Origin of the sequence: Escherichia sp. UTM R2, from assembly GCF_048593455.1 — a bacterium.
GTDB lineage: Bacteria > Pseudomonadota > Gammaproteobacteria > Enterobacterales > Enterobacteriaceae > Escherichia > Escherichia coli.
In genome coordinates, this window is the sequence record NZ_JBFWDY010000002.1 from 1,373,901 (window position 1) to 1,390,930 (window position 17,030).

The 17,030-nt window shown below is 44.6% G+C and carries 14 protein-coding genes and 2 pseudogenes; 5 read left to right on the forward strand and 11 right to left on the reverse strand.

The features are described from left to right. On the reverse strand, nt 1–615 hold the full coding sequence (gene evgA / locus AB4H76_RS07485) for an acid-sensing system DNA-binding response regulator EvgA (protein WP_000991370.1): 615 nt from the start codon (nt 613–615) through the stop codon (nt 1–3). Between the two features lie 415 nt (nt 616–1,030). Here evgA and emrK point away from each other — a divergent pair, with 415 nt between their 5' ends. Continuing rightward, nucleotides 1,031–2,194, forward strand: coding sequence for a multidrug efflux MFS transporter periplasmic adaptor subunit EmrK (gene emrK, locus AB4H76_RS07490; RefSeq protein WP_000435167.1), 1,164 nt, complete (start codon nt 1,031–1,033; stop codon nt 2,192–2,194). Then, the gene (emrY, locus tag AB4H76_RS07495) at nt 2,194–3,732 is read left to right on the forward strand and encodes a multidrug efflux MFS transporter permease subunit EmrY (protein ID WP_001018731.1); all 1,539 of its coding nucleotides are present in this window, start codon (nt 2,194–2,196) and stop codon (nt 3,730–3,732) included. The genes emrK and emrY overlap by 1 nt, the downstream gene beginning before the upstream one ends. Nucleotides 3,733–3,839: 107 nt before the next feature. On the opposite strand, the gene dsdA is transcribed toward emrY, so the two are convergent. Both dsdA and dsdX read right to left on the reverse strand, forming a co-directional pair. Continuing rightward, nucleotides 3,840–5,168: a D-serine ammonia-lyase gene (gene dsdA, locus AB4H76_RS07500; RefSeq protein WP_000426426.1), complete on the reverse strand. Its 1,329-nt coding sequence runs from the start codon at nt 5,166–5,168 to the stop codon at nt 3,840–3,842. 17 nt (nt 5,169–5,185) lie between these two features. Beyond that, nucleotides 5,186–6,523, reverse strand: coding sequence for a D-serine transporter DsdX (gene dsdX, locus AB4H76_RS07505; RefSeq protein ID WP_000556048.1), 1,338 nt, complete (start codon nt 6,521–6,523; stop codon nt 5,186–5,188). Nucleotides 6,524–6,740: 217 nt separating this feature from the next. On the opposite strand from dsdX, the gene dsdC reads away from it, so the two are divergent. After that, nucleotides 6,741–7,676 carry a DNA-binding transcriptional regulator DsdC gene (gene dsdC / locus AB4H76_RS07510; protein WP_001300996.1) on the forward strand — a complete coding sequence of 312 codons (936 nt, stop codon included), beginning with the start codon at nt 6,741–6,743 and terminating at the stop codon, nt 7,674–7,676. A 183-nt stretch (nt 7,677–7,859) separates the two neighbouring features. Here dsdC and torI read toward each other — a convergent pair whose 3' ends face one another. The 4 genes and pseudogenes from torI to AB4H76_RS07530 form a co-directional block, all read right to left on the reverse strand. Further along, a complete protein-coding gene (gene torI, locus AB4H76_RS07515) occupies nt 7,860–8,060 on the reverse strand; it encodes a response regulator inhibitor TorI (RefSeq protein WP_001163428.1) in 201 nt (66 codons plus the stop codon). A gap of 131 nt (nt 8,061–8,191) precedes the next feature. Continuing rightward, nucleotides 8,192–8,500 (reverse strand): phage anti-RecBCD protein, encoded by a 309-nt coding sequence (locus tag AB4H76_RS07520; RefSeq protein ID WP_113387865.1) that lies wholly within the window; start codon nt 8,498–8,500, stop codon nt 8,192–8,194. 16 nt (nt 8,501–8,516) lie between these two features. Next, nucleotides 8,517–9,065 carry a 3'-5' exonuclease gene (locus AB4H76_RS07525; protein ID WP_001016185.1) on the reverse strand — a complete coding sequence of 183 codons (549 nt, stop codon included), beginning with the start codon at nt 9,063–9,065 and terminating at the stop codon, nt 8,517–8,519. A gap of 497 nt (nt 9,066–9,562) precedes the next feature. Next, a pseudogene (locus AB4H76_RS07530) lies at nt 9,563–9,643 on the reverse strand (single-stranded DNA-binding protein); the annotation flags it as partial. On the opposite strand from AB4H76_RS07530, the pseudogene AB4H76_RS07535 reads away from it, so the two are divergent. Continuing rightward, nucleotides 9,644–10,546, forward strand: a pseudogene (locus tag AB4H76_RS07535) (lytic transglycosylase domain-containing protein); the annotation flags it as partial. 89 nt (nt 10,547–10,635) lie between these two features. Here AB4H76_RS07535 and AB4H76_RS07540 read toward each other — a convergent pair. Next, a complete protein-coding gene (locus tag AB4H76_RS07540; protein ID WP_000287053.1) occupies nt 10,636–10,896 on the reverse strand; it encodes an Arc family DNA-binding protein in 261 nt (86 codons plus the stop codon). 121 nt (nt 10,897–11,017) lie between these two features. On the opposite strand from AB4H76_RS07540, the gene AB4H76_RS07545 reads away from it, so the two are divergent. After that, on the forward strand, nt 11,018–13,198 hold the full coding sequence (locus AB4H76_RS07545; protein ID WP_241229361.1) for a phage head-binding domain-containing protein: 2,181 nt from the start codon (nt 11,018–11,020) through the stop codon (nt 13,196–13,198). Nucleotides 13,199–13,236: 38 nt separating this feature from the next. Here the strand turns inward: AB4H76_RS07545 and AB4H76_RS07550 are convergent, their stop codons facing one another. The 3 genes from AB4H76_RS07550 to intS all read right to left on the reverse strand — a co-directional run bounded on the left by AB4H76_RS07550 (nt 13,237) and on the right by intS (nt 16,935). After that, a complete protein-coding gene (locus tag AB4H76_RS07550; RefSeq protein ID WP_157905586.1) occupies nt 13,237–14,304 on the reverse strand; it encodes an acyltransferase family protein in 1,068 nt (355 codons plus the stop codon). Nucleotides 14,305–14,468: 164 nt separating this feature from the next. Further along, a complete protein-coding gene (locus tag AB4H76_RS07555; RefSeq protein WP_053908436.1) occupies nt 14,469–15,173 on the reverse strand; it encodes a GDSL-type esterase/lipase family protein in 705 nt (234 codons plus the stop codon). A gap of 604 nt (nt 15,174–15,777) precedes the next feature. Beyond that, complete coding sequence (gene intS, locus AB4H76_RS07560; RefSeq protein WP_088537974.1) at nt 15,778–16,935, reverse strand: prophage integrase IntS; 1,158 nt, start codon at nt 16,933–16,935, stop codon at nt 15,778–15,780. Nucleotides 16,936–17,030 lie beyond the last annotated feature (95 nt).

Here is a 17,030-nt window from a genome sequence, read left to right on the forward strand (position 1 = left end):
TTAGCCGATTTTGTTACGTTGTGCGAATGTGTAAAGATCCATCAGTGATTTACATTCTAATTTTTCCATCAGGCGACTTTTATAAGTGCTGACAGTTTTGTTGCTGATGAACATTTTTTCAGCAATGTCATTATTATCCTTGCCATCAAGAATATACCGCATGACACTAATTTCTTGTTTCGATAAGGAGTCGAGTTTTTGCTGGTCGGACGTTAAACTTCCAACAAACCGGTTGAGAGAGAAGGGGAAATAGCAGTAGCCATTTTTTGCAGCTTCAATAGCCGCAATGATATTGTTCATGCCTTCTTTTTTACTCACGAAACCATTAGCGCCAGCATCAGCACAATGTTTCCCGTAAAAATGGTCATTTTTAGCGGAGACGATAATAATAATTCCGCTATATTGGCGCTTCCTCAGCGTTTCTAACACCTGGATACCGTTAACTCCGGGGATATCGACATCAATGATGACGATATCAGGCTTAAGTGTTTCCACCCGCTGAACGGCACTTCCGCCTTCAGTCAACTCTGCTAAGATTTCAATATCGTTTTTGATCAATAAATTACGAATTGCTGCGATAGCAAGAGGATGGTCATCAATAATTATTGCGTTCATAGATTATTCCCTTTGCAATGAAGCATCTCCCTTCTCCCTGTAGTAATACAGACATAAGGCGTCATCTCATTTTCTCAATAAAAATAAGAAAATCTGAGCTTCCTTTAAGATAATTCGACAAGTATACCATATAAATAGTCGGCATAAATGAAATGTCAACAATAAAATCAGGGATTGTACCGATGATTTATAGTTTCAAGTTGGCACTATAAGTCTTCTTACTAATCCTACAGGCGTAAGAATTGTATTGCAAAAGCCACGGTTTAGTCCTCTGTTGTTTTTTTTGCACCTCATTTAAATTAGGCCTCCAACGTTCCTGGGATAATGTGCAACACATGCACTGTGTTTGATATGAAGAATGAATGCTCTTTTCATTCAATTCATAAATTTCATCTATGAGAAATGAGAGATAATAGTGGAACAGATTAATTCAAATAAAAAACATTCTAACAGAAGAAAATACTTTTCTTTATTGGCGGTAGTTTTATTTATTGCGTTTTCAGGTGCCTATGCCTATTGGTCAATGGAATTAGAAGACATGATTAGTACAGATGACGCCTATGTCACGGGGAATGCAGATCCAATTTCTGCACAAGTCTCAGGTAGTGTCACTGTCGTTAATCATAAAGATACGAACTACGTTCGACAAGGTGACATTTTAGTTTCACTGGATAAAACTGATGCCACTATCGCACTCAATAAAGCTAAAAATAATCTGGCAAATATTGTTCGGCAAACGAATAAACTATACTTACAGGATAAACAATACAGTGCCGAAGTCGCTTCAGCACGTATTCAGTATCAACAATCTTTAGAAGATTATAACCGTCGAGTGCCGTTAGCGAAGCAGGGGGTTATTTCAAAAGAAACGCTGGAGCATACCAAAGATACGTTAATAAGTAGCAAAGCGGCATTGAATGCCGCTATCCAGGCTTATAAAGCGAATAAAGCTTTAGTAATGAACACACCATTAAACCGTCAGCCACAAGTCGTTGAAGCGGCGGATGCAACTAAAGAAGCCTGGTTGGCGCTTAAACGTACGGATATTAAGAGTCCGGTTACCGGCTATATTGCCCAGAGAAGTGTTCAGGTCGGCGAAACAGTGAGCCCCGGACAATCGTTAATGGCTGTCGTACCGGCACGTCAAATGTGGGTTAATGCCAACTTTAAAGAAACACAACTCACGGATGTACGGATTGGTCAATCGGTCAATATTATCAGCGATCTTTATGGTGAAAATGTTGTGTTTCATGGTCGGGTGACAGGGATCAATATGGGAACCGGCAATGCGTTCTCCTTATTACCTGCACAAAATGCGACAGGGAACTGGATCAAAATCGTTCAGCGTGTACCGGTTGAAGTTTCTCTTGATCCAAAAGAACTCATGGAACATCCCTTGCGTATTGGTTTATCGATGACAGCAACTATTGATACGAAGAACGAAGACATTGCCGAGATGCCTGAGCTGGCTTCAACCGTGACCTCCATGCCGGCTTATACCAGTAAGGCTTTAGTTATCGATACCAGTCCGATAGAAAAAGAAATTAGCAACATTATTTCGCATAATGGACAACTTTAATGGCAATCACTAAATCAACTCCGGCACCATTAACCGGTGGGACGTTATGGTGCGTCACTATTGCATTGTCATTAGCGACATTTATGCAAATGTTGGATTCCACTATTTCTAACGTCGCAATACCGACAATATCTGGCTTTCTGGGAGCATCAACAGACGAAGGCACCTGGGTTATCACCTCGTTTGGTGTAGCAAATGCCATTGCGATCCCTGTTACTGGCAGGTTGGCACAAAGAATAGGCGAATTAAGATTATTTTTACTTTCAGTAACCTTTTTTTCGCTGTCTTCATTAATGTGTAGCCTATCGACCAATCTTGATGTGCTGATATTTTTTAGAGTCGTTCAGGGGTTAATGGCGGGGCCGTTAATTCCACTGTCACAGAGTTTATTATTAAGGAATTACCCACCAGAAAAAAGGACATTTGCTCTGGCATTATGGTCAATGACCGTGATTATCGCTCCGATATGTGGGCCGATATTGGGCGGCTATATTTGTGATAACTTTAGCTGGGGTTGGATATTTTTAATCAATGTCCCTATGGGGATTGTCGTCCTGACATTATGCTTAACCTTACTTAAAGGAAGAGAAACTGAGACTTCACCGGTCAAAATGAATCTACCAGGACTGACCCTGTTAGTGCTCGGTGTTGGTGGCTTGCAAATTATGCTTGATAAAGGGCGCGATCTGGATTGGTTCAACTCGAGTACGATAATAATATTAACAGTAGTATCAGTTATTTCTCTGATCTCTTTAGTCATTTGGGAGTCGACCTCAGAGAACCCGATTCTTGATCTCAGTTTGTTTAAGTCCCGTAACTTCACCATTGGTATTGTGAGTATCACATGCGCGTATTTATTTTACTCTGGAGCGATCGTCCTTATGCCGCAGTTACTCCAGGAAACGATGGGGTATAATGCGATATGGGCCGGACTTGCTTATGCGCCCATCGGCATCATGCCACTATTAATTTCACCTTTGATAGGACGTTATGGCAACAAAATAGACATGCGGGTGTTGGTGACATTCAGTTTTTTGATGTATGCGGTTTGCTATTACTGGCGTTCTGTGACATTTATGCCAACGATTGATTTTACAGGTATCATTATGCCGCAGTTTTTTCAGGGATTCGCCGTTGCCTGTTTCTTTTTACCCTTAACAACGATTTCGTTTTCAGGCTTGCCAGATAATAAATTTGCCAATGCCTCGAGTATGAGTAATTTTTTTCGTACCTTGTCAGGATCAGTTGGTACGTCGTTGACAATGACGCTGTGGGGACGACGCGAATCGTTACACCATAGTCAGTTGACAGCAACCATCGATCAATTTAACCCCGTGTTTAATTCATCGTCACAAATTATGGATAAATACTATGGTTCGCTTTCAGGAGTTCTTAATGAAATTAATAATGAAATAACCCAGCAGTCACTTTCTATTTCTGCAAATGAGATTTTCCGTATGGCGGCTATTGCTTTTATCTTACTTACGGTTTTGGTTTGGTTTGCGAAACCGCCGTTTACAGCGAAAGGCGTTGGGTGATGATAAAAGGAGGGGGTTATAGCGGGTAAGACCGGGGATCTTAAGTCTGCGCCATCGGCAGCATCGCTCACCCAGGGAAAGGATTGCGATGCTGCGTTGAAACGTTATTAACGGCCTTTTGCCAGATATTGATTCATCTCTTCTTCCGGCACCATTCCACCTCCCGTCGCCCACACCAGATGAGTGGCATTACGCAATTGTTCTGCGCTGAAACCGTGCATCTGTTGGTAACTTACTGATGCACACACGCGCTGAGGTCCGGCCATACCCGCCAGTGCTGAAGGTTCAAGACGAATACCTTCTTCCTGAGCCAGCCAGCCAAGCATGTCATACATGGTTTGATCGCTAAGGGTATAGAAGCCATCCAGCAGACGCTCCATTGCCCGCCCGACAAAGCCTGATGCGCGACCAACTGCAAGGCCATCCGCTGCGGTAAGGTTGTCGATACCAATATCCTGAACAGAAATCTGATCGTGTAATCCTGTATGGACGCCTAACAACATACAAGGGGAGTGCGTTGGTTCGGCAAAAAAGCAGTGAACATGATCGCCAAACGCCAGTTTAAGCCCGAATGCGACGCCACCAGGACCACCGCCAACACCACACGGCAGATAGACAAACAGAGGGTTATCAGCATCGACGATACGGCCTTGCTGGGCAAATTGCGCTTTAAGACGCTGGCCAGCGACGGAATACCCAAGGAACAACGTGCGGGAATTTTCGTCATCAATAAAGAAACAGTTCGGGTCAGACTGCGCTGCTTTACGTCCTTCCTCGACGGCAACACCATAATCTTGCTCATATTCCACGACCGTAACGCCATGGCTGCGCAGTTTCGCTTTTTTCCATGCCCGGGCATCAGCAGACATATGAACTGTCACCTTAAAGCCAATGCGGGCGCTCATAATGCCGATTGATAACCCCAGATTTCCGGTTGAGCCCACAGCAATGCTGTATTGGCTAAAGAACTGTTTAAACTCCGGAGAAAGCAGTTTGCTGTAGTCATCATCAAGCGTCAGCAACCCCGCTTCCAGAGCCAGTTTTTCTGCGTGTGCCAGGACTTCATAAATCCCGCCGCGTGCTTTTATGGAGCCGGAAATGGGCAAATGGCTATCTTTTTTCAGTAACAGTTGCCCGCTGATCGGTTGCTGATATTCTTTTTCCAGCCGTTTTTGCATAGCTGGAATGGCAACCAGTTCTGATTCAATAATCCCCCCAGTGGCAGCAGTTTCAGGAAATGCTTTTGCCAGATAGGGTGCAAAACGGGATAAGCGCGCATGGGCGTCCTGAACATCCTGTTCGGTCAGGCCAACATAAGGTAAACCTTCAGCCAATGAGGTCGTGCCAGGATTAAACCAGGTGGTTTCTTTAAGAGCAACCAGATCCTTTACCAACGGATACTGGGCGATGAGCGAGTTCATTTTAGCGTTTTCCATAGTACGTCTCTTTGCGCTTAGATGATAAATGACAGCAGGAATGTGCCCGCCAGAGCGACGACTGAAGCGATAAATGTCGCTGTCGTATAGTATTTAAATGTTTCATTGAGCGTAGCGCCGCAATATTGCTTCACTAGCCAGAAAAGCGAGTCCGTAACGATCGTGCAGCCAATTGCACCTGAACCGATAGCAATCGCAATAATTTCCGGGCTGATGTCGGGATAAAGCGGCAGCATGGGGGCAACAATTGCCGTTGCCCCCATCATTGCCACGGTAGCGGAGCCCACTGCCGCATGCAGAATAAGAGCCACTAACCAGGCCAGAAGAATCGGGTGCATATGCATATTGGAGAGAATAACTGCCAGCGTATCAGCGAGACTGCTGCTTTTTAAAATGGCGTTGAATGCGCCTCCGGCCCCGATAATCAGCAAAATATTAGCAATAGAACCGAAGCCATTTTCCGTATGTGTGAGCATCGTCCCCATGCTCATATGCTGGCGTATACCCAACACATAATAGGCGACAAACACGGCGATAAACATGGCAGTGATAGGGTTGCCAATAAACTCAACCAAGATATACAAACCACTCTCACGCGCCATATTCAATTCGGCAATCGTTTTAACCAACATCAGCGCAATGGGTAGCAGTATGGTGAATAACGTTGCGCCTAATGACGGTAGTGTTTTTTCATCGCGAACTTTGAGATCTGCAAACTCTGTGGGTACAGGTTTAAAGGGCAGTCGTTGACCCAGAAATTTAAGGAAAAGTGGGCCACCGATCAGTGATGCCATCAGCCCAACCAGCAAACCGTAGACGATCACCGAACCGATATCTGCGCCCAGCTTATTGGCAACATATAAAGCAGCCGGATGTGGAGGAACCACGCAGTGCACTGCCATCAATGCGGTACATAGCGGAATGGCAAGCTTTAATAATGAGGTATTGGTTTTTTTGGCAATTGAAAAAGCCAGAGGAATCAATAGCACGACGCCCACTTCAACAAACAGCGTGATGCCACAAATCAGGCCAACCAGCACCATAATGACATCAACTGAAAGCCAGCGGCAGCGTTGAAGTGTCAGACCAATTCTTTCTGCGGCCCCGGATACTTCCATCATTTTTCCCAGTATCGTGCCAAGGCCGATAACCGCTGCGAGGAACCCCAGCGTTCCGCCAATTCCACTTTCAATAGCATTTACCATATCCAGTGGCCCCATGCCCATCATCGTTCCCACGAAGAAGCTGGCCAGCAACAGCGCCAGAAACGGGTGGAATTTGAACTTCACGATGGTCAGTACAATTAACACGATGCTGATAAGCAGCGTGCTCACAACCCAGATTTGAGAGTGCATATCTCACCTTCCCCTGTGATTAACCTGATGATATTGGACAAAAAAACAACGCAGGCTGACAAACGATAAAATTTGCCTTTCACATGAGGTAAATTGCATCAATGGAGTGATTTACATCTAAAAATGAAGGTGAATTGAGATATGGTTCACTTTAGCTCATCTCATAGCTGAAATTTTGCCGCTATTTTTTTACACTTAAGCGAAAAATGAGGTGATTATGGAACCCCTTCGTGAAATAAGAAATCGGCTGCTTAACGGCTGGCAATTATCAAAAATGCATACTTTTGAAGTGGCTGCCAGGCATCAGTCCTTCGCCCTGGCGGCAGAGGAATTGTCGCTGAGCCCCAGTGCGGTAAGTCACCGTATCAATCAGCTGGAAGAAGAATTGGGCATTCAGTTGTTTGTTCGTTCCCATCGCAAAGTGGAATTAACGCACGAGGGGAAACGTGTTTATTGGGCGCTAAAATCGTCGCTGGATACCCTGAACCAGGAAATTCTTGATATCAAAAATCAGGAGTTATCGGGAACGTTAACTCTGTATTCCCGGCCCTCTATCGCCCAATGCTGGTTGGTGCCCGCATTAGGTGACTTTACACGCCGGTATCCGTCTATTTCGCTCACCGTGCTCACTGGTAATGACAACGTCAATCTGCAACGTGCCGGAATCGATTTGGCGATCTACTTTGATGATGCGCCGTCAGCGCAACTCACTCATCACTTTCTGATGGATGAAGAAATCCTGCCAGTATGTAGCCCGGAATACGCTCAAAGACATGCTTTAACCAACACGGTAATTAACCTGTGTCACTGTACGTTGCTCCATGACAGACAGGCATGGAGCAACGACTCCGGTACGGATGAATGGCATAGTTGGGCGCAACATTATGCGGTTAATTTGCCGACATCTTCTGGAATTGGCTTTGATCGTTCTGATTTAGCTGTTATTGCCGCGATGAATCATATTGGGGTGGCGATGGGAAGAAAACGCCTGGTACAAAAAAGGCTTGCCAGTGGTGAGCTCGTCGCGCCGTTTGGCGATATGACGGTGAAATGCCATCAGCATTATTACATCACCACATTACCGGGCAGGCAGTGGCCAAAAATTGAAGCGTTTATTACCTGGCTAAGAGAACAGGTAAAAACCACTTCATAATGAATAAAACCACGAGTTCCTGGTGTGCCTTATTCGGCCTGCTAGTTCGAATTTAATTTACGGTTTTTATGTGGTTTTAGGGATAAACACAAGGATGGTGTCCCCTGCAGACATCTACTTGACGCGGCAGGGGATTGATTGGAATGATGTTTTTTAGATGTGAGAAATATTTTACCCGCTATTTTACCCATTGGCGCGGCTTAAAAGCTTATTCTTGAATTCACAATGGTCACGATATAACCATCTTGCTCGCCCGTGGATAACTTTGGCTTTTGGCAGGTCGCCGGACTTAATCCGGTCATAGATGAAGGTTTTACCGAAGCCAGTATCGGCCATGATGAATTTCAAATCAACCAGTGAATCAGGTTGTAGTTCGTGTTGCATGAGTGCTATCTCCGAATATGGAATCGAACCTGCAAATCAGGCAAGAAAAAACCGCCATCAGGCGGCTTGGTGTTCTTTCAGTTCTTCAATTCGAATATTGGTTACATTGTTTTCATATATGAATAAATAAATTAGCTTTTTTCGTTGCCTTCGCGTTCTTTATTAATTTTGACAAAATCGTTTTTACCACGCTCTCCAAATGCGTCTTTAGAGTCGTTGTATGTGGCTTTGCGGAATGGTCGGATTGATGCCTGGTAAATTCGCTCGCGCTCTTCTTTCTCTGCAAGCCATATGCAGTGGCGAAATTCCTTTTCCTCTTTCGTTTCCTGCGGTAGAGACATTATCAGGTCGTAGTTTTTTCTGAATTTATCCAGCACCTCCGATACGGAATTGCCGGAACAGCGGCGCGCGTCATCCGCACCATACAGAGGCGCTGGCATGGTTTTCTCCTGTTGATTATTTAGCTAACTTTTTCCAGATCGCTGAAACGTATTTGGCTTGGTGAATGGCATCATCAAGCGCGTTGTGGCGAGTTCCTTTGAATGGCATATCTCGCTTAGGGTCGAATCCTATTACCTTCCCAAGTTCGACGATTGTTCTTACGTCGCGGTCATTCCACCACTGCCACGGAACTGGCTGCCCTGTCAGCGAATAACTGTTTCGGAGAATAACGCAGTCAAATGATGCTCCATTCCCCCAAACCTGAACGAATTTGTGGTTAGCGTTCTTTATGATGAATTCAGATAACCATGAAAGAGCCGTTGAAAGCTCCTGAGTGTTGCTGGTTAGCGATTTTCTGGCTTCTTCACTCTGTTCCAGCCACCATAAAATCGTTGAAGCGTCAGGACGCGCTCGATATCGCATTGATGATTCAAGCGAGATATTTACCGAGAACTCTTCTCCTGTTTCTCCGGTATTCGGGTCAAAGAATACCGCCCCAATAGAAATAACTGGCGCGTATGGCCCGTTGCCCATTGTTTCAAGGTCAACCATTAAGTGATTCATGTAAGTCCTTAAATTGCGTGAATAGCGTGACGAGGGAAGGGGAGAGTTACTGGCTCCTCGTCTGGGTAGATAGGTTTGTTATGTTTGTGCCACTCGACATGACATGACTTGCAGAGCCACATCACATCGGTTGGTTTGCTGTAGTCGCAGTGGTGCGCCTGTGGTTTACATTCTGATCCGCAGCACTCACATTGTGGTGGTCGGATTAGCTTACCGTCGCGCAAAAAATTACCCACGATGATGTGGGCTTTTCTTTTCCATGGGTTGCTCTGAATGAACCGCTTTTTGGCTGCGTTACACCGTTCTCTGCCGCGTTCCGATGATTGATATTCTCTCCTTGCTGATACACGATGTGGCAATCCCGCGCGCTCTTTGTCATATTCAGCCAGGCAAGCCCGGCAAGCGGCAGTTAATCCATCTCTGGATGCTCTTCTGATTTGAAAGTCCCTTTCTTCCTTCTGTTGATGGCATCTTGAGCAGATTTTCATATTCAGCTCCTAGAACGGAATATCCGAATCGTCGAAGTTCATAGGTGGTTCGCTGTGATTTCCATGCTGCTGAGGTTGCTGTCTTTGTTGATATCTAACCTGCAGAAGCTTGGTAAGGTCGCTGATAACGAGACGATTTCAAAACTTCAATCCTATCGTGATGAGCTTATTCGCAATGCTGGTCCTGATGGTCCGGTAAATCTGGATTTGAAGCAATTAAGCGATCTGCGCAGCCAGTTCAGAATGGACGTGAAGGGGGAACGACCAGTATTACCAAACCGTTCCGATGCTGCCATTCAGCGCGTTTACAAGGCAATGACCGACGATATCAATGGCGCCATTGGTCAGAATCTTGGCAACGATACTCTCCGTAAATATCAGCAGGCCAATGCCGTATACGCTGACGAAGCGGCGAAACTAAAGAATACCAGGCTGAAGAATGTTCTTATGAAAGGCGACCTGACGCCGGAAGTTGTCAACAACATGCTATTCAGCAAGAACAAATCGGAAATTAAGACGCTGTATAACTCAGTTGGTCGTGTTGGCAGGGCGCAAATGCGCAATGGCATCATTGGAAAGGCGATGGAGAAATCAGGTGGTTCCCCTGACCAGTTCCTTCGACAGCTTAACACCCTGCAAAACCAGACTGGCATCACATTTAAGGGGCAGGACGCTGCTTATCTGAAAGGATTGAAAAATTACCTTCAGTCCACTCAGCAGGCAGCAAAAGCGGCAGTAACAACACCAACAGGGCAGCAAACCATCCCGTTCATTATCGGGTATGGGACGGCAATGAACCCGGCGACAACTGGCGCAGCAGTAAGCTACGGACTTCTTACTCGCGCCTATGAGAGCGAACCATTCAGAAATGCAATGCTCCGAATGGCAAACACCCCACGCGGATCAACAGCGTTTGAGAAAGCCATGCAGCAGGCGCAGAAGGCCATTAACGCCCTGACTCAAGGTGCCAAGTCTGATGCGTTGTCAGAATAGCTTCGCAAACACCAGGAACGTGCAAAAACCAAATATGTAGAACGCAATATTCAGCATATCTCTTTGCATAAATCCTCCGTAACTGATAGTTAGCTGCTGTCTTTTTTATATAGCTCTTTGAGCGTATCAAAGACAATTTTCTTAACCATATCGGATTGTTGTTCTGCCATACGCTCTGCATCGTCAATGTAAACTGATGCAGAGCTTTGTTTAGCCAATGATTCTTCAATCGCTGCAATTATCTCTGAGTTCAGCGACCTGTTATTCATCTTCGCGCGCTGTTTAATTTTCGCGTGGAGTTCATGCGGAAGTCTCAAGTGAAACTGCGCCTCGTCGTATTTGCTGTACATCCTTGATGCCTCACCAGTTGGGTGGAATGGCATCGTAACCTACTGGATAAATACTCAATAGTACCATTTCGGTATGCAATCACATCATGGTTGCATCATATCATTCGTCTGGAGCAATGAAATGTCAGATATCACCGCAAATGTTGTGGTAAGCATGCCTTCGCAACTCTTCACTATGGCTCGTTCTTTTAAAGCGGTTGCCAATGGCAAAATTTATATCGGAAAAATTGACACTGACCCGGTAAATCCTGAAAACCAGATTCAGGTTTATGTGGAGAACGAAGACGGATCTCACGTCCCTGTTTCTCAGCCAATTGTTATCAATGCTGCAGGATATCCTGTGTACAACGGGCAGATTGCCAAGTTCGTAACTGTGCAAGGCCATTCTATGGCTGTTTATGATGCGTATGGTGCACAGCAATTCTATTTTCCGAATGTACTTAAGTACGACCCTGCCGCACTAAAATATGACTTGGAAGCTCCGTATGGCATGTCGATTATTGGGGAGTTCGAATCGGTAGCGGACTTGCAATCCTTCTCCCAGTTGTCCCTGATTGATAACGGGGAGAGAGTGTCGGTAAAAAGCTTTCATGCTGGAAGAGGTGTTGGTGGTGGTTATTTCAGATGGTTGGCCACAAGCACGCTGGCTGATGACGGATTTTCTGTCATCAAACCAACCGCTGTTACTGGTTCCGGGCGATGGGTAAACGTGAAGAGAGGTGCGCTTACTCCACCAGAGTGTGGGGCTGTTCCTGATGATTCTACTTTCGACAGTGCTACCGGACTTTCAAACTGGGCTACTCAAAACCGCTGCATTGGTAGTCCTGGTGTGTTTAGATCATCAACTGGGATAGTATTTACAGGCAGTAATCCATGGGTTACTGCCGATCGTATGACGATTGAATATACTGCACCAGAGATTAACGGCGTTATGGTAACCACTAACGACCAGACTATATTTCAAGTTGAGGGACTGGAAGTTAAAAACGTTAGTGCGACACCATCTACGGCTGCCGCAACTGCAAATGGATTTAGAATGATTGGGCTTAAGCAGGCATTTGTTAGGCGCTGCAGAAGCATCGGATGGAAAAATGCAGGGATATTCTTCCAGAGCTGCAGGCAGTGGCAAGCTATTGATAATTTATGCTGGCTTAATGATTGGGACCTAACCAATACATTTGCCTCCGGTGGGGATATCGTTTCCTACACTGGAACGCCAGGCGCTTCAAAGGGAGGGAAAATAATTGGTAATTTACTGCTTTCCGATGCAAGCCAAGGAATTAACGTAAACGCACTGTCTGCTGATAGGGAAATCATCATTGCAAATAACACGATCCTTACCTATAACACTGATTTCACAACGAAAGATTTCTCTCTCATTAATAAAAGACATGGTATTGAGTTTGGGTACAACAGTAATCAGACTTACGGAGGCTCGATACTTATTGCAAACAATATTATTCGTGATACGAACTGGACTGGTATTTACCGTTCTGGTGGAGCGGATGGTTCTGTTTCTTATCCACCATCAATGATTCATGGCAATTTGATCTATAACGTTGGTATGAAAATTGATGCATCCAATATCTCTGGTGGTATTCTAATTGGTGATATAGTTGATGGTGACATACTATCTAACAATATTGTTTCTGGTTTTGGTCAATTATCATCTGGTGCCTATCGGATACAGGATTCGGTTGGAAGCGGTAAGCTCACAATGAACAACAATGTAGACTTTGATAGCAAGGGGTCAGGTATATACATAACTGGTGAGGCTAATGGTGTGGTTGTTAACGGTCACAGAACTGTCAGAGCTTCAGGTTATAGCGTATTCCTTGCCCCCGCATCAGGAGCTACAGTTTTTGGCGATCACGTACTAAATAACATCGTGGTTGAAAGGACTACGGATGGTTACGGTGTTGTATTTGCTTCAGGCGCTGCGACAACAAGCTCTCTGAACAATCTAAATGCAAAAGGAACCCTCACAAACGCCACTACTAACTCAGCTGTATATGTGGCAGGAACACCTTCAAATGCAATAATTATCGGAGGCGTCATTAAAGGGTTTGCGTATGGAGTCTGGTGTCAGTCTTATGTCGACACTACAATCCAACTTCCATGGGGTGGCATAACCTTCATTGGTACAATAAATGCTTTCAGGCTGGCAAGGACAACAGGAACCGCAAATGCGTTTGTAAATCCTAATTTTTTCTATGGCGTAACTAATAGATTCTCAAATGGTGGCACAGGTACCAGTAATGGAGCAGAAAGATTATTGGTTAATGGGGCTGTTGTGGCATAAAAAATATTGGGGGGTGTCACCCCCCCCCAAAAAAAAATTCAAACACTTGCAATTTTATTGCACACCTTTCTTCCAAGCTTAATAAATGGCTTTTCGATGAAGTTGAAGGTTATATATGCGACGACGATAAATATCGCGCAAGCAAAAATCATCTTTGCGAAACCAGGTCCAGAGTTGTATATAGGAATCCATGATAGCTTTGTAATGAGGATTGCGTTAACCGCACCATGGGTAATGTAGAGTGAATATGAAATGTCACCCAGAAAGTTAAGCACCCTGTTATCTCTAATTTCTGTTCCTGACTCGTAAACCATGCATCCAAAGAACAGAACAAACGCCCACAAACCAAAATTCAGAGGCCCGTAACCGAAACGATAGCGAGCAAAGAAGGCGCAGACGGAAAACGAGACGCACGCAAAGAAAATGATATTCTTATGAGGCACTTTTTTTATGTAATCCATCGCCCAATAGAAGAACATCCCATACACGAACTCCAGAAGCATAGGAGACGCCAAAAGCTTAATAAAGCCTATATCAGGGTTTCCATTCAGATTGGTGAAACCGCTGAGTTCTACTGACCCATTGTAATAGACTTGCAGGGAAGCCATTGGAACTATAAGCATCACAGCCGCAATCATCAATCTGTGATTGTGGGAGATTGACATTGCAATCAGGAATACAAGATAGAAGTATAACTCGTAGGTCAAGGTCCATGCAGGTAATATCAGACTGTAACCAAAGAATGGAGCTTCCTTTGTGTAGTCAAGATGGATCAACAATGCAGACCGAATGAAGGATTGAAAATCATTTGGCACAATGCAAAGGCAGAAAACTGCCAAGCATATTATATATACCGGATATACTCTGAACAGCCTTTTAACCACAAAAATTGAGCGCGCATGTGTTGGGTTCTTGGCGGTAGAGTAGGCGATTATGAACCCACTTATGATGAAAAACAGGTCAACACCTGAAGGGCCGCTGAAAAACAACAAGTCTCCTAGGTTTTTCTGCGCATAAGCATTATTGATTATGCCCCGTAAATGGAATGCTACAACAAGTAGCGCAGCGACTCCCCTTAGGTAATGAATTGATTTAATTTTGTTCATTTTACTAAGCCAGTTTAATACAATGCATAACATTAACCTTAGAGTGGTCTGGTGTCACCAGAATGGCTGATGTTAGTTGCATAAATGTGCATTAGATTGGCAATTTAGCAATGATTTGTGTATGTGAATGCATCTTCCCGCCAGAAATACTCTGGCGGGGCTAATCAGTGCATGTACGGCTCAAGTTTGTCCCGCCATACCTTATACCCTTCACTGTTCAAATGCGTATCATCGCTGGAATATGATTTGAGCATAACACCACTAGGAGCAAGAACATCGTTTAAATTGATGTATGTGAAGCCGGAATGTTTGGACAGTTCTTCCAGCTTGGTGTTGATTTCTGTGACATATTTGTTTCTCTTTTTCTGGCTTTCACCAGAGTAAACTACCGAATTAACGTATACCTCTATACCTCTCTGATTAAGCATCAAAGCGATATCATTTATATTCTTAATAGTTACAGACGATGGAATGTTTTTGTCAATGTCATTGATTCCGGCCATGATGAAAACCTTCTTAGGGTTTGGTTTCCACGCTTGGTCTATCCTAGCAAGCATCCCTAAAGTGTCATCGCCAGCTATTCCTCTGTTGCTAATTTCCATATTAAAAATATCACCCCAGTTACCATATTCCATGTAACTGTCACCAAACATTACAATGTCATTTTTAGATGTGAATGTATCATACAAACTACTTTTGTTTTCGTAGATAGGGTTCCGTTTTATCTTGCCGTCAGAAGGACTGATTTTCTTTTTTAGGTCATACATAACCGAGTATGGGAAAATTTCATATTTTCCAACAGAGTATCCATATATCGCCGCAACAATAATCAACGCAGAGATTCCAGTGAATTTAGCTATCCATTTCATATATCTATCTCAAGACTTCATTAATTGCTCTTATCAGAAGATGGTTATCCTATAGCAAATATTTGCGTAGAGGAAGTGATCTTTCCTTTGTCGGTTATCAATTGAGTTTGATGATGGGTTAAACTAGATGATACTGTGTATCAATACAGTGTAGGCCGTAGGTTGGCTATGGTATTCCCGTATCCATCATCGGATTACGTTGAAGAGATTATATCGCTCGACAAGTGCATCATAACTAGACTGGAGGAGGTTATTCATGATGACTTGGGCAAGCCTGCCGCAAAGGTATCATTAACGATGAACTTCCTGTAGTTGATGCTATCAGGTTCGTTGCGGTTCGCAGAATGGACGGTAAGCTGTAGATTGAGTGGTATATCCACACTACACGACCTCACCTAAAAGATTTGTAGACAGGAATGCGTGAAGAGATACCGGCTCATGATGACGGCATGAGACCTGACGCAATCTTTGCCGTGAACAGGTACATCATCAACGGTGCGCGGTTAGGTGTGGTGGGGGGCGATGATGTGAGACAAAACTTATACACACAAAGCTTTGCACTGGATTGCAAGACTTTGTGCTCTTCGATAGTGGTTAAGGTGGATCACTCCACCTTTTCATCAAGCCAGTCCGCCCACCATTGCATCATTTCTCTGCGCTTATCGAGATACTGAGCATGGTTGTAAATTCCACGTACAGATCCGCCGTTGGCATGTGCCAGTTGCACTTCAATGGCGTCGGCAGGCCATTCGTGCTCGTTCATAATCGTGCTGAATTCATGCCTGAATCCGTGACCGCTTTCCAGACCCTCATAGCCGATTTGTTTGATCACAAGCAGTACCGCGTTCTCGCAGATTGGCTTCTTCTTATCGTTGCGCCCGGCAAAAACAAACTCTGATACTGGTTTGGTGATTGAGCTTAGCGTAGTGAGAAGCTCAACCACCTGGTCCGACATCGGTACTACATGAATCTTGCGGCCCTTCATCACACTGGCGTCGATGGTGATAATCCTGTTTTCAAAATCGACGTTCTTCCATAGCATGGAACGAAGCTCTTTTGTTCTGAGGGCTGTGTAGCGTAAAACTTTGGTCGCAATGAGCGATACGATGCTTCCTGAAAATGTTGCCAGTGCTTTGTTAAATGCCGGGATCTGGTCTGCAGGAAGAAACGGGAAGTTCTTCTTGCGGTATCCCTTCATGGCGTCAGCAAGGTCAGGTGCCGGGTTATATTTAGCCCTACCAGTGACAATAGCGTAACGGAAAACCTCGCCGCATCTTCTGCGGGCTTTGTTGGCTCGCTCCATTGCACCGCGATCTTCAAATCTGCGGATTACTTCCAGCAGTTGCATCGGCTCAATATCCTGAATTTCAAGGCCGCCGATGATAGGTAAAATGTCGTCATCAAACATTTTTGCAAGTTCATTTGCATAGCCTACTGACCAGACTTGCTTCTTGTGCTCGTACCATTCCTTGTAAATGGCGCTAAAGGAATTGTTGTTAGACGAAGCCTTTTTCGCCTTTACCGGATCGATGCCAACCGAGATCTCTTTCCTCGCAGTCCATGCTTTATCCCTTGCCTCTTGCAAAGTCATAAGCGGATATTTTCCGACGGTCAGGATTTTCTCCTTACCGTCAATCTTGTAGCGAAGCTGCCATACCTTTTTCCCTGATACAGGGACATAAAGGTACAGGCCATTACCATCGAGTAGGCGGTATGGTTTTTCTTTCGGCTTTGCTGCTTCAATCTGCTTAACGGTGAGCATGGGTAAAAATCCGGTGGGTAAAATTATTTTATCCACTTTTTACCCGTCATGGAGTGCGGCTGTCAACGATCTGACGCGAACCATGACGAACCATG